This is a genomic window from Streptomyces sediminimaris (assembly GCF_047049295.1).
Lineage (GTDB): Bacteria > Actinomycetota > Actinomycetes > Streptomycetales > Streptomycetaceae > Streptomyces > Streptomyces sediminimaris.
Genome location: NZ_JBJWOT010000001.1, coordinates 3,591,675 through 3,603,645 on the forward strand (window position 1 = coordinate 3,591,675; position 11,971 = coordinate 3,603,645).

The 11,971-nt window shown below is 72.7% G+C and carries 10 protein-coding genes; 4 read left to right on the forward strand and 6 right to left on the reverse strand.

Annotated elements, in window-relative coordinates; genetic code table 11:
- Position 1: 1 nt before the first annotated feature.
- Both ACJ9NR_RS16530 and ACJ9NR_RS16535 read left to right on the forward strand, forming a co-directional pair.
- The gene (locus ACJ9NR_RS16530; RefSeq protein WP_412488323.1) at positions 2 to 1,630 is read left to right on the forward strand and encodes a penicillin-binding transpeptidase domain-containing protein; all 1,629 of its coding nucleotides are present in this window, start codon (positions 2 to 4) and stop codon (positions 1,628 to 1,630) included.
- Between the two features lie 99 nt (positions 1,631 to 1,729).
- The gene (locus ACJ9NR_RS16535; protein ID WP_412488324.1) at positions 1,730 to 3,400 is read left to right on the forward strand and encodes a penicillin-binding transpeptidase domain-containing protein; all 1,671 of its coding nucleotides are present in this window, start codon (positions 1,730 to 1,732) and stop codon (positions 3,398 to 3,400) included.
- Here the strand turns inward: ACJ9NR_RS16535 and ACJ9NR_RS16540 are convergent, their stop codons facing one another.
- Positions 3,401 to 3,748, reverse strand: coding sequence for an SsgA family sporulation/cell division regulator (locus tag ACJ9NR_RS16540; protein ID WP_412488325.1), 348 nt, complete (start codon positions 3,746 to 3,748; stop codon positions 3,401 to 3,403). It abuts the gene before it with no gap.
- A 261-nt stretch (positions 3,749 to 4,009) separates the two neighbouring features.
- Between ACJ9NR_RS16540 and ACJ9NR_RS16545 the strand changes: the two genes are divergently transcribed.
- Positions 4,010 to 5,248, forward strand: coding sequence for a serine hydrolase domain-containing protein (locus ACJ9NR_RS16545; protein ID WP_412488326.1), 1,239 nt, complete (start codon positions 4,010 to 4,012; stop codon positions 5,246 to 5,248).
- A 120-nt stretch (positions 5,249 to 5,368) separates the two neighbouring features.
- On the opposite strand, the gene ACJ9NR_RS16550 is transcribed toward ACJ9NR_RS16545, so the two are convergent.
- From ACJ9NR_RS16550 to ACJ9NR_RS16565, 4 genes are all read right to left on the reverse strand, one after another.
- Complete coding sequence (locus ACJ9NR_RS16550) at positions 5,369 to 5,644, reverse strand: DUF1876 domain-containing protein (protein ID WP_412488327.1); 276 nt, start codon at positions 5,642 to 5,644, stop codon at positions 5,369 to 5,371.
- Positions 5,645 to 5,699: 55 nt separating this feature from the next.
- A complete protein-coding gene (locus tag ACJ9NR_RS16555; RefSeq protein ID WP_412488328.1) occupies positions 5,700 to 6,545 on the reverse strand; it encodes an EamA family transporter in 846 nt (281 codons plus the stop codon).
- Positions 6,542 to 7,051, reverse strand: coding sequence for a YbaK/EbsC family protein (locus tag ACJ9NR_RS16560; protein WP_412488329.1), 510 nt, complete (start codon positions 7,049 to 7,051; stop codon positions 6,542 to 6,544). The genes ACJ9NR_RS16555 and ACJ9NR_RS16560 overlap by 4 nt, the downstream gene beginning before the upstream one ends.
- 149 nt (positions 7,052 to 7,200) lie before the next feature.
- The gene (locus ACJ9NR_RS16565) at positions 7,201 to 7,791 is read right to left on the reverse strand and encodes a TetR/AcrR family transcriptional regulator (protein WP_412488330.1); all 591 of its coding nucleotides are present in this window, start codon (positions 7,789 to 7,791) and stop codon (positions 7,201 to 7,203) included.
- Between the two features lie 212 nt (positions 7,792 to 8,003).
- Between ACJ9NR_RS16565 and ACJ9NR_RS16570 the strand changes: the two genes are divergently transcribed.
- Positions 8,004 to 11,582, forward strand: a complete 3,579-nt coding sequence (locus tag ACJ9NR_RS16570; RefSeq protein WP_412488331.1) for a S41 family peptidase — start codon at positions 8,004 to 8,006, stop codon at positions 11,580 to 11,582.
- 106 nt (positions 11,583 to 11,688) lie between these two features.
- On the opposite strand, the gene ACJ9NR_RS16575 is transcribed toward ACJ9NR_RS16570, so the two are convergent.
- The gene (locus ACJ9NR_RS16575; RefSeq protein WP_412488332.1) at positions 11,689 to 11,910 is read right to left on the reverse strand and encodes a hypothetical protein; all 222 of its coding nucleotides are present in this window, start codon (positions 11,908 to 11,910) and stop codon (positions 11,689 to 11,691) included.
- Positions 11,911 to 11,971 lie beyond the last annotated feature (61 nt).

The following is an 11,971-nucleotide window of genomic DNA, read 5'->3' on the forward strand; positions in this document are numbered from 1 at the left end:
CATGGGCAAGGGGGCAAAGGCCGCCGTCATCGGCGGCGTCTTCGCCGTGATGGTCGGGGGAGCCGGCTACGGCGGCTACAACATCGTCTCCGCGCTGAACGCCGACACCGGCGGGCCGGGGGCGAGCGGGGGCTCGGTGCGGACCGGGCCGCCGAGCGGCAGCGAGGTCAAGGAGACCTCCGGGAAGTTCTTCGCGGCCTGGGAGAAGGGACAGCCCGCCCAGGCGGCGACGTACACGAACAACGACGCCGCCGCCGAACCGCTGCTGACCGCATACGGCGAGGACGCGCACATCACCGGCGTGCACATCACCCCGGGCACCGCGCGCGGCGCGACGGTCCCGTTCACGGTCAGGGCGACGGTGTCGTACGACGGCAGGTCCAAGCCGCTGACGTACAGGAGCGAGCTGACGGTGGTGCGCGGGAGGACCACCGGCCGGGCCCTGGTCGACTGGCGGCCGTCCGTCGTCCACCCACGGCTGCGGAAGGGCGACACCCTGGTCACCGGGGAGTCGGCGAACCCCGAGATCGAGGCCGTGGACCGCGGCGGCGCCGTCCTGACCAAGGACGAGTACCCCTCGCTCGGCCCGATCCTGGACGAGCTGCGGGCCAGGTACGGCCACGACGCGGGCGGCAGCCCGGGCGTCGAGCTCGCCGTCCGGCACGCCGCGGAGGACTCGGCCGACACCACCCTCCTGACGCTCGCCGAGGGCAGGCCGGGCAGGCTGCGGACCACGCTCAGCGCGCACGCGCAGGCGGCGGCCGAGCGGGCGGTGAAGAAGTACGCCGAGTCGTCCGTGGTGGCCGTGCAGCCGAGCACCGGGGAGGTGCTGGCGGTCGCCAACCACCGCGACGACGGCTTCAACGCGGCCTTCCTGGGCAAGCTGGCGCCCGGCTCCACCATGAAGATCATCAGCGCCGCCACGCTCATCGACGACGGCATCACCAGCATGAACGGCCCGGCCCCCTGCCCGAACAAGGCGGTGTGGCAGAGCCAGACCTTCCACAACCTCACGGGCATGGCCCCGAACGAGAAGGCCACCCTCTCCGAGAGCTTCGCCCGCTCCTGCAACACGGCCTTCGTGAAGTACGCCGACGAGGTCGAGGTGGACTCCCTCACCCGGGAGGCCGAGAACCGCTTCGGCCTGGGCCGGGACAACTGGAAGACCGGCATCCCGTCCTTCGACGGCTCGGTCCCGGCCTCCGGCGGCCCGGACACGGCGGCCAACCTGATCGGCCAGGGCCAGGTCCAGATGAGCCCGCTGAACATGGCGTCGGTCACGGCGACAGCGATGACGGGCCGCTTCCGCCAGCCGGTCGTCGTCTCCCCGAAGCTCGACGACCGGGAGATCGCCACCGCCCGGGGCCTCCCCGCGAGCACGGTCGCCCAGCTGCGCGCGATGATGAACCGCACCGCGACCAGCGGCACCGCGGCCGGCGTGATGGCGGGCCTCGGCGGCAGCATCGGCGCGAAGACGGGCTCCGCCGAGGTCGACGGCCAGTCGAAGTCCAACAGCTGGTTCGCGGGGTACCGCGACGACGTGGCGGCCGCGGCCATGACCCAGGACGGCGGCCACGGCATCGACGCGGCGGGCCCGATTGTCGCAGCTGTGCTACGGAGTGGCGGCTGAAGTCACCCGATGAGGACGGGACTCTAGGGTAGGGGCCGTCGTTGGAATGAATGCACGAGGGCAACGGGGACCCTGGGGATTCGCGGAGGATCGAAGGCAGTGGGCAACAGAAGGCGCGTCGTCGAGCGACGGAAGACCAAACCCGCCGTGGTCGGCGGGATGATCGCCGTGGTGGTCGTCGGCGCCGGCTTCGGCGCCTATGCCCTGTACGGCAAGGGAGCGGCGGCGGACGACAGGACGTCGACGTCCGCGTCCGGCCACAAGGCCGTCAAGACCGGTCCGCTGTCCGCGACCGAGGTCGACACGGCCGCACGGGGCTTCCTCACGGCCTGGCAGCAGGGCGCGGTGACCAGGGCCGCCGCGGTCACGAACGACGCGCCGGCGGCCACCGCCCTGCTGACCGGCTACACCAAGGACGCCCACATCACGGGCGTCACGCTCACCGAGGGCACACCCACCGGCGACAAGGTCCCCTTCTCCGTCAAGGGCACGGTGTCGTACAAGGGCACCACCAAGCCGCTCGCGTACGGCAGTTCGCTGACGGTCGTGCGCGACAAGGCGACCGGCGCCCCGCGGGTCGACTGGCACCCCGCCGTCGTGCACCCCGACCTCAAGGACGGGGACACCCTGGTCACCGGCGCGTCGGGCACCCCGCCGATCAAGGCCTACGACCGGGCCGGCGGCGAGCTGACGACGGCCAAGTACCCCTCGCTCGGCCCGGTGCTGGACGGGCTGCGCGAGAAGTACGGCAAGATCGCCGGCGGCAGGGCGGGCGTCGAGCTGCGCGTGGTGCGCGGCAAGGAGTCCGCCAAGGCCAAGCTCTCCGACAAGACGCTGCTGACCCTCAGCGAGGGCACGCCGGGCAAGGTCGAGACGACCCTGAGCCCGTCCCTGCAGGCGGCGGCGGAGCGGCAGGTCGCCGCCCAGGCGAAGTCGTCGGTCGTCGTGATGCGGCCCTCGACGGGCGAGATCCTGGCCGTGGCCAACCACGGCCACGGCTTCAACGTCGGCTTCCAGGGCTCCCTGGCGCCCGGCTCCACGATGAAGATCGTGACGTCGACGATGCTCTTCGAGAAGGACCTGGTCCACCCGAACGTCTCGCACCCCTGCCCCAAGACGTACAAGCTCGCGGGCTGGACGTTCCACAACGACGCCGGCTCGGAGATCAAGAAGGGCACGTTCAAGCTGAGCTTCGGCGCCTCCTGCAACAACGCCTTCATCGACTTCGCGCCGAAGCTGTCCGACAGCGACCTGACCAAGGAGGCCCAGCAGGTCTACGGCCTCGGCCTGAACAACTGGGCCATCGGCGTCCCCTCCTTCGACGGCTCGGTCCCGGTGCAGAGCGGCGCGCAGATGGGCGCCTCGCTCATCGGGCAGGGCGGGGTGCGCATGAACCCGCTGAACATGGCGTCGGTGTCGTCGACGGTGGCGTCCGGCACCTTCCACCAGCCGTACCTGGTCTCCCCGTCGGTGGACCACCGCACGCTGGCGAAGGCCGCGCGCACGATGTCGTCGAGGACGCAGGCCGAGCTGAAGGACGTCATGTCCTACACGGCCTCGTACGGTACGGCGGCCAAGGCGATGGCGGGCCTGGGCTCGGGCTGCGGCGCCAAGACCGGCTCGGCCGAGGTGGACGGGCAGCAGAAGCCGAACGGCTGGTTCACCGCGTACTGCGGCGACCTCGCCGCGTCGGGCGTGGTCCAGGCGGGCGGCCACGGCGGCGACACCGCCGGGCCGATGGTGGCGGCGCTGCTGAAGATGGGCGGCTGATCAGCGGCTGACCGGCGCCGTGGCCGTGTAGGTGCGGCGCAGGAACCGCAGCAGCGTCCTGCTCTCGAGCTGTACCACCGAGACACCCTGCGCCGAGTGGAGTTCGAGCACCGCCTGCACCCGCCCGCACGGCCAGACCCGGACGTCTCCCGCGCCGGCCGGGGCGCGCAGGCCCTGCTCGAGGAGCGAGCGCGAGAACGTCCACTCGTGCGTCCCGGGAAGGCCGATGCGCACCGAGCGCGGGTCGGCCTCGGGGTCGTAGCGCAGGACGACGGGGACGGCCTCGTCCTCGGGTGCGACCGCGTCCGTGACGATGTGGGCTCGTGCGTACTGTTCGACTACAGACATCGTGACGGCCCTCTCACGCTGCGTGATCCCTGTGGAAGCTGTCCGTCCACCCCCTCCCAATGTCCCATATTTTCCCGATCACGCCTGTTGACAGCGGCGTATCTCACATGCACGGCCCGATCACGGACTTCTCGCTCCTGCGCCTGACTCGCTGGCGCGGGCGCTCACGCAGGTCGGCATGGGCAGGCTGGACACCGGGGAATCGCAGGCCGTGTGCGGATGTTGCCCCCACAGTCGCAGGTGAGCCGGAGGGAAGTACGCGTGGACGTGAACGGTGCGGTGGCCGAGGGCTTCGAGCCGGTCCGGGAGGCGTTCGCCCGTAACTTCGAGAGGCTGGGCGACCGGGGCGCGGCCGTCGCCGTCTACCGCGACGGGCACAAGGTCGTCGACCTGTGGGCCGGCACGAAGAACGTGGATGGCGCAGACGGCGCAGACGGCGCGGACGGCGCGGGCGACGCAGACGGGGCCGGCGGCGCGGACGGCACAGGCGGCGCCGAGCCCTGGGACCGGGACACCGCCCAGATCGTGCGCTCGGCGACCAAGGGCGTGGCCGCCGCCGCGCTCCTGCTGCTCCGGCAGCGCGGGGAGCTGGACCTGGACGCGCCGGTGGGCGAGTACTGGCCGGAGTTCAAGGCGGCGGGAAAGGAGCGGACGCGTGTCTGGCACCTGCTCGCGCACCGCGCGGGCGTCCCCGCCCTCGACCGTCCGCTGACGCCCGCGCAGGCCGCCGATCCCCGCCTCGGCGCCGAGGCCGTCGCCGCGCAGGCACCGGCGTGGGAGCCGGGTACCGACCACGGGTACCACGCGCAGACGTACAGCTGGCTGACGGGCGAGCTGGTGCGGCGGGTCACCGGCCGCGGGATCGGCGCGTGGATCGCCGACGAGATCGCCGGGCCGGCCGGGGCGGACCTGTGGCTGGGACTGCCCGCGGCCGAGGCGGCGCGCGCGGGCCGGGTGGGCGGGGTGGAGCCGCCCGCGGACCCGCACGGCCTGAAGACCCGCCCCAAGCGCGCGGTCGCCGAGGCCTACGCGGACCCGGCGTCCCTGACCTGCCGCGCCTTCGCCGCGATCACCCCGCTGCCCGACGAGAACGACCCCGGCTACCGCGCCGCCGCCCTCCCCGCCTCCAACGGCGTCGCCACGGCCGAGGGCCTGGCCCGTTTCTACGCCTCCCTGATCGGCGAAGTGGACGGCGGCACACGGCTGTTCACACCGGAGACGGCCGAGCTGGCCCGCGGCGAACGCAGCGCCGGACCGGACCGCGTGCTCGTCGTGAACACCCGCTTCGGTCTCGGGTACATGCTGCACGGAGCGGCGTCCCCCCTGCTCTCCCCCACCTCCTTCGGCCACCCGGGCCGCGGCGGCTCCCTGGGCTTCGCGGACCCCGCCTCGGGCATCGCCTTCGGCTACGTCACGAACGGCTTCCGCAAGAGCGTGACGGCGGACCCGCGGGCGCAGGCGCTGGTACGGGCGGTACGGGACGTCGTCCGATCGGCGTGAGCCCGGCAGGCACGGGCGCGCTCCGGACGCCGATACAGACGCCGGCCCAGACGCCGGTCCAGACGCCGATTCGGGTGCCTGTTCACACGTCGGTTCGGACGTCCGTGCACAGATGCCGGTTCACACGTTGATCGAGTGCGAGGACCGTCCCGACGCCGAGTCGATCTCCCCGTGCGCCTTGGTCAGCAGCTGCATCGCGAGTTCGTTGAGCGCCCGTGCGCCGGCGATCTCCTCGCCCACCCTCGGCTGATTCGCGTCGGAGCTGTGCCGGCTCGCGTGACCGTGGGCCCGTATCTCGCTCCCGTCGGACAGACGCACCATCGCGACCGCCCTGGTGTGCTGGTCGTCCTCCTGGAATTCCAGTTCGACATGCCATCCCACTGCGGTGTGCATCATGACGATCACCTCCGGAAGACCTGCTTCCAGGGTGCCTCTCGCCGGGCCGCGGCGCCTACCCGGCATGCAGCATCAGCCCGATCCCGGCGACCAGCAGCCCCGCCGCCGCGACCCTCGGCGCCCCGAACCGCTCCTTGAAGAAGACGGCGCCGATGGCGGCGCCGACGATGATCGAGGATTCGCGCAGGGCCGCCACCGGCGCCAGTTCCGCTCTGGTCTGGGCCCACAGGACGAGGCCGTACGCGAGTACGGACAGGGCGGCGCCGAGCAGGCCGTGGACCGCGAACGGGCGGAGGACTGCGATGAGTTCGCCGCGCCACCGGTGCAGTGCGTACGCCGGGAGCGCGATCCCCTCCAGGGCCATCAGCCAGGCGACGTAGCCGAGAGAGGAGCCGGAGGCGCGTACGCCCAGGCCGTCCACGACCGTGTAGCCGGCGATGGTCAGGCCGGTGGCGAGGGCCGCGCCGACCGCCGCCCGGTCCGGTCGGCGCCCGCGCAGCCCCCATACGGCCACGCCGGTCAGCCCCGCGCAGGAGAGGGCGATCCCCGCGGCCGCCCAGCCGTCCGGCACCTCGTGGGCGAACAGGGCGGCGAGGAGCGTGACCACGAGCGGCGCGGTGCCGCGGGCGATCGGGTACGCCTGCCCGAAGTCACCGAGCCGGAAGGAGCGCATCAGCAGGACGTAGTACGCGAGGTGGATGACGGCGGAGGCGCCGAGGCAGGGCCAGGCACCGGAGGCCGGGAACGGCGCGAACGGCACCAGCAGCAGCCCGATGAGCATGCCGCCGCCGGCGATCAGCGTGAACCCCACCAGCTTGTCGGTGATCCGGTGGGCGATGGCGTTCCAGCCGGCGTGTGTGACCGCGGCGAACAGGACGGCCGTGGCGACCAGCGGGGTCACGAGGTGCGCTCACGCACGTCCACGAGGGCGGCACCGGCGTGGGCGACCAGGTCCTTGGGTTCCATGGGGAACACGGCGTGCGGGTTGCCCGCGGCGGCCCACACGACGTCGTGCTCCAGCAGCGAACGGTCCGCGAGGACCCGCGTCCTCGTACGGTGCCCGAAGGGCGGCACGCCGCCGATGGCGTACCCGGTCGTCTCCCGGACGACCTCCGCCTTGGCCCGCGTCACCTTCTGCGCGCCGAGCTCCTCGCGCACCCGCTCGACGTCCACCCGCGAGGCCCCGTCCATCAGCACCAGCACCGGAACCCCGTCCGCCGCGAAGATCAGCGACTTGCAGATCTCACTCAGCTCGCAGCCGACCGCGGCGGCGGCCTCCACGGCGGTACGGGTCGCGTCCGGGAAGCGCCGGATGCGGCTGTGCAGTTCGTCGAGCCCCAGCTCTCGCAGGGCGGCGGCGAAACGGGGATGGGCTCCGGAACTGTCGAAGGCGTCGGCGCTCGTCATGCGGGGCACGCTAGCGGTCCGCGTACGGCACGGGCGACCGGGTTACGGCCGCCGGCCCGTACGCCGGGCGAGCGCGCGGGGCCCCCGCCGGTCCCCGCTCCCCGTCCGGATCCGGGTCCGGGCCCCTCGGCGGCTCCCGCTTCCGCAGTTCAGGCGCCGAGGGCGGGAAGCACCACGGCGTCGATGTACGACAGCAGGAACTCCTGCGTGGGCGGCTGCTCGTCGATCAGGCTGCGCGCGGCGAACCCGCCGATCATCATGTGCATCACGAAGTCGATCGCCGGGTTGTCGGCACGGACCTCGCCCCGGTCGACCGCCCGTTGGAGCATGCTGCGGAACTCCGCCATCTCGGGCTCGATCAGGTGCTCCTTGAACGCCTTCAGCAGATCCGGGTTGCCGTGCACCGCCATCGCCAGGCCCCGCATCAGCGCGGAGTTCTGCTCCATCTGGCAGTCGTCCGAGCGCAGCGTGAGGGCGTGCAGGTCGCCCTTGAGCGAGCCGGTGTCGATGCCGGCGAAACCGCCCGGCTTCTCGTGCCGCACCGCCTTCGCGACCAGCTCGGCCTTGCCGCCCCACTGGCGGTAGAGCGTCGCCTTGCTGGAGCGGGTGCGGGCCGCCACGGCGTCCATGGTGAGGGCGTCGTAGCCGACCTCCCTGAGCAGGTCGAGCACGGCCGCGTACAGCTCGGCCTCTCGCTCGGGCGTGATCCGACTGCGACGCGTCGTCGCGACCTCAGTCATGCCGCTCAACCTTCCGGCTCGGGTGTGTCATGGTCCTACTGCCTCGAAGATACCCCCAAAGGTAGCGAAACGAAACAGTTTCGTACGTGTGGTGTCTCACGTGCGCGAAGGGCCCGTGCGAGAGGGGTCCGGAAGATACGGCTCAGAAGAAACAAGGACAAGAACCCGTCACACGAGTTGCCCGGCCCCATCCGGCGGAAAAGCATGGGGAGGTGAGCTATCTGCGCCTGCCGCACCTGAGCGGTGACCTGTTGTGCTTCGTGGCCGAGGACGACCTCTGGCTGTCCCCCCTCGACGGACCGGGCCGCGCCTGGCGCCTGACCGTCGACCGTACGAAGATCGGTCACCCCCGCTTCTCGCCGGACGGCAGCCACATCGCGTACACGAGCTGGTGGAGCCTGGATCCCGAGATCCACCTGGTGCCCGTCGAGGGCGGGCCGGGCCGGCAGCTCACGTACTGGGGATCGCCGGACACGCGGGTGTGCGGCTGGACCCCCGGCGGCCCGGAGGGCGGCGGCACCATCCTCGCCGTCACCTCCCACGGCGAGCCCTTCTCCTACTTCACCTGGGCCTACAAGGTCTCCCTCGACGGCGCCCCCGGCCGCAAGCTGCCCTGGGGCCCGGTCTCCGACATCCAGGTCGCCGACATCGGCGGGGAGCGCAGAACGCTCCTGCTCACCGGCACCCCGCCGCATGAACCGGCCTCCTGGAAGCGCTACCGGGGCGGTGCCATGGGCCGCCTGTGGCTGCACGGCGAGCGCCTGCTGGCCGACCTGGAGGGCCATCTGTCCTCCCCCATGTACGTCGGCGGCCGGCTCGCCTTCCTCTCCGACCACGAGGGCATCGGCAACCTCTACTCCTGCGCCCACGACGGCTCCGACCTGCGCCGGCACACCGACCACGACGCCTTCTACGCCCGCCACGCCTCCAGCGACGGCAGCCGTGTGGTGTACCAGTGCGCCGGCGACCTGTGGATCGTGGACGACCTCGCGGCCGACTCCGAGCCGCGCCGGCTGGACGTACGCCTCAGCGGGCCGCGCGCGGGAAGGCGGACGTACCAGGTACCGGCCGCCCAGCACGTGGACGGCGTCTCGGTGGACGAGACGGGCCGGGCGAGCGCCGTCGTCGTCCGCGGCAGCCTGTACTGGCTCACCCACCGCGACGGCCCGGCCCGCACCATCACCGACACCCCGGGCGTACGGGTCCGGCTGCCGGAGATGCTCGGCTCCTCGGGCCAGGTCGCGTACGTGACCGACGCGGAGGGCGAGGACGCGATCGAGATCGCCCATCTGCCGCGGGCCACGGGCCACCGCGAGCCGCGCCGGCTGGCCTCCGGCAAGCTCGGCCGGGTCCTGGAACTGGCCTCCGACCCGGAGGGCAGGCGCCTCGCGATCGCCTCCCACGACGGACGGCTGCTGCTGATCACCGTGTCCGCCGACCCGGCCGCCACCGGGGACGCGGACCCGGCGGCCGTCGAGGACGCGGACCCGGACTCGTCCGCCAGCGGGGACGCAGACCCGGACACGACCGTCACCGGGGACGCGGACCCGGACACGACCGTCGCCCGGGACCCGGACACTGCCGCTGCCGAGGCCGCTGCCGAGGCCCAGGACGCTGCCGCTGCCCCGGCCGCTACCGGGCACGAGGACGAGGGCACAGCCGCCACCCGGCACCCGGACCCGGCCGCCACCCGGAACCCGGACCCGGCCGTCACCCCGGAGCGGGACCCGGCCGCCGTCACCGGGGCGGCACAGGAAGCGGACGGTGAGGTGACCGAGCTGATCCGGTCGGTCAACGGCCCGGTGCGCGACCTCGCGTTCTCGCCGGACGGTGCCTGGCTGACCTGGTCGCACCCGGGGGTCGGCAGGTCGCTCAGGCAGATCAAGATGGCCCGGATCTCCGGCTCCGGCGAGCGGCCGGTCGTCGACGTCACCGACGGCCGCTTCGAGGACGAGAACCCGGTGTTCACCCGGGACGGCCGCTACCTCGCCTTCCTGTCCTGGCGCGGCTTCGACCCCGTCTACGACGTCCACACCGGCGACCTCTCCTTCCCGCTGGGCTGCCGCCCCTACCTGGTGCCGCTGAACTCGGCCACCCCCTCCCCCTTCGCCCTGAACCCGGAGGGCCGCCCGGCCGCCGGTGGCCTGGACCCGGTGCAGGACGAGGGCGGCGGGGACGGCACGGTGACCGTCGAGGCCGAGGGTCTGGAGAGCCGGGTCACCCCCTTCCCGGTCACCGCCTCCAAGTACTCGGCGCTGCACCCGGTCGCGGGCGGCGGGCTGGTCTGGCTGCGCTGGCCGATCTCGGGCGCGCTCGGCGAGACCTTCGCCAACCCCGACGACACCACCGGCCGGCCGACCCTGGAGCACTTCAGCATCAGCAAGGCGAAGAAGTCCGAACTCGTCGACCACCTGGACTGGTTCGCGGTCAGCGGCGACGGCAGCCGGCTGGTCGTGGTCGACGAGGGCGACCTGCGGGCCACCCCCGCCACCGAGTCGGGCGACGGCGACACGACGGTCTGGATCGACGCGCGCCGCATCCTGCACGAGGTCGACCCGGCCGCCGAGTGGCGCCAGTCGTACGAGGAGGCCGGCCGTCTCATCCGCGCCTACTTCTGGGAGCCGGGGATGGGCGGTGTGGACTGGGCGGCGATCCTCGACCAGTACCGTCCGCTGGTCGAACGGGTCGCGTCCCCGGACGACTTCGCCGACCTGCTGCGCGAAGTGCTCGGCGAACTGGGCACCTCCCACGCCTACGTCACCGCCGCCCGACGCAACGAGGGCCCGCCGCACTACCAGCGCTGGCAGGGCCTCCTCGGCGCCAACTTCGTACGCCGGGACGAGGGCTGGGTGGTCAGGCGGATCCTGCCGGGCGACTCCTCGGACTCCAAGGCGCGCTCGCCGCTCGCGGGCACGGGCATCAGGGCGGGCGCCGTGCTCACCCACGTCGACGGGCGTCCGGTGGACCCGGTGACGGGCCCCTACCCGCTGCTGGCCGGATCGGGCGGCACGACGGTGGAGCTGACGTTCCGTCCCGCGGAGGACGCCACCGGCCGCGCGCGCCGGGTGGCCGTCGTCCCGCTCATCGACGAACGGCCGCTGCGCTACCAGGACTGGGTGGCCAAACGCCGGGCGGTGGTACGGGAGTTGAGCGGCGGCCGCTGCGGCTATCTGCACATCCCCGACATGGGCGGCTCCGGCTGGGCCCAGTTCAACCGGGACCTGCGGATGGAGATGTCGCGGCCCGCCCTGATCGTCGACGTGCGCGGCAACGCGGGCGGCCACATCAGCGAGCTGGTGGTGGAGAAGCTGACGCGCAGGATCCTCGGCTGGGACCTCACCCGCAACGCCCAGCCGGTGTCGTACGCCTCCAACGCCCCGAGGGGGCCGGTGGTCGCCCTCGCCGACGAGGCGACGTCCTCCGACGGCGACATGATCACCGCGGCCTTCAAACTCCTCGGCCTCGGCCCGGTGATCGGCCAGCGCACCTGGGGCGGAGTCGTCGGCATGACCGGCCGCCACCGCCTGGGCGACGGCACGGTGATCACCGTCCCGATGAACGCGGCCTGGTTCGACGCCTACGGCTGGGGCGTGGAGAACAAGGGCGTCGCACCGGACCTGGATATCCTGCGCACCCCGCTGGACTGGGCCGAGGGCCGGCACGCACAGATGGACGACGCGGTCCGACTCGCCCTCGACCTGCTGGAGTCCAATCCCCCGGCCACGCCCCCGGACTACAGCGACGTCCCGGACCGCTCACGCCCGAAGCTGCCGCCGCGGACCGGCACTTGAGGGCGCCGGCAGCCGCCCGCGGGACTCCGGAGCCGCGCAGAACCGGCGAATGGGGCGCCCCGACACCACAGGGCACCCCATTCCGGTCGGCCGGGGCCGAGCGTGGCTACACGTCGTAGTCCTGGTCGAAGCGGTCCTGCTCCTCCTGCCGGAGGCGCTCCGTCTCCTCGTCACGCATGCGCTCACGGCCCTGCTGACCGCGCTGCTGGTCCGGCCGGCCACGCTCGTGGCCCTGCTCGTGGCCCTGCTCGCGGCCCTGCTGGCCGCGCTGCTTGGCCTGCTCCTGCATCCGCTGCGCCTTGTCCTGGAACTGGTCCTTCATACCCATGTGGGTTCACTCCCGTAGTGGGTGGGGGGTCAGGCCCTTGATCGGGCCTCGACCAGATTCA

Coding starts and splice junctions, on each gene's coding strand:
- ACJ9NR_RS16550 (WP_412488327.1), bottom strand. CDS start 5,644: ATGATGCACACCGCAGTGGGATGGCATGTCGAACTGGAATTCCAGGAG.
- ACJ9NR_RS16575 (WP_412488332.1), bottom strand. CDS start 11,910: ATGGGTATGAAGGACCAGTTCCAGGACAAGGCGCAGCGGATGCAGGAG.
- ACJ9NR_RS16560 (WP_412488329.1), bottom strand. CDS start 7,051: ATGACGAGCGCCGACGCCTTCGACAGTTCCGGAGCCCATCCCCGTTTC.
- ACJ9NR_RS16540 (WP_412488325.1), bottom strand. CDS start 3,748: ATGTCTGTAGTCGAACAGTACGCACGAGCCCACATCGTCACGGACGCG.
- ACJ9NR_RS16530 (WP_412488323.1), top strand. CDS start 2: ATGGGCAAGGGGGCAAAGGCCGCCGTCATCGGCGGCGTCTTCGCCGTG.
- ACJ9NR_RS16565 (WP_412488330.1), bottom strand. CDS start 7,791: ATGACTGAGGTCGCGACGACGCGTCGCAGTCGGATCACGCCCGAGCGA.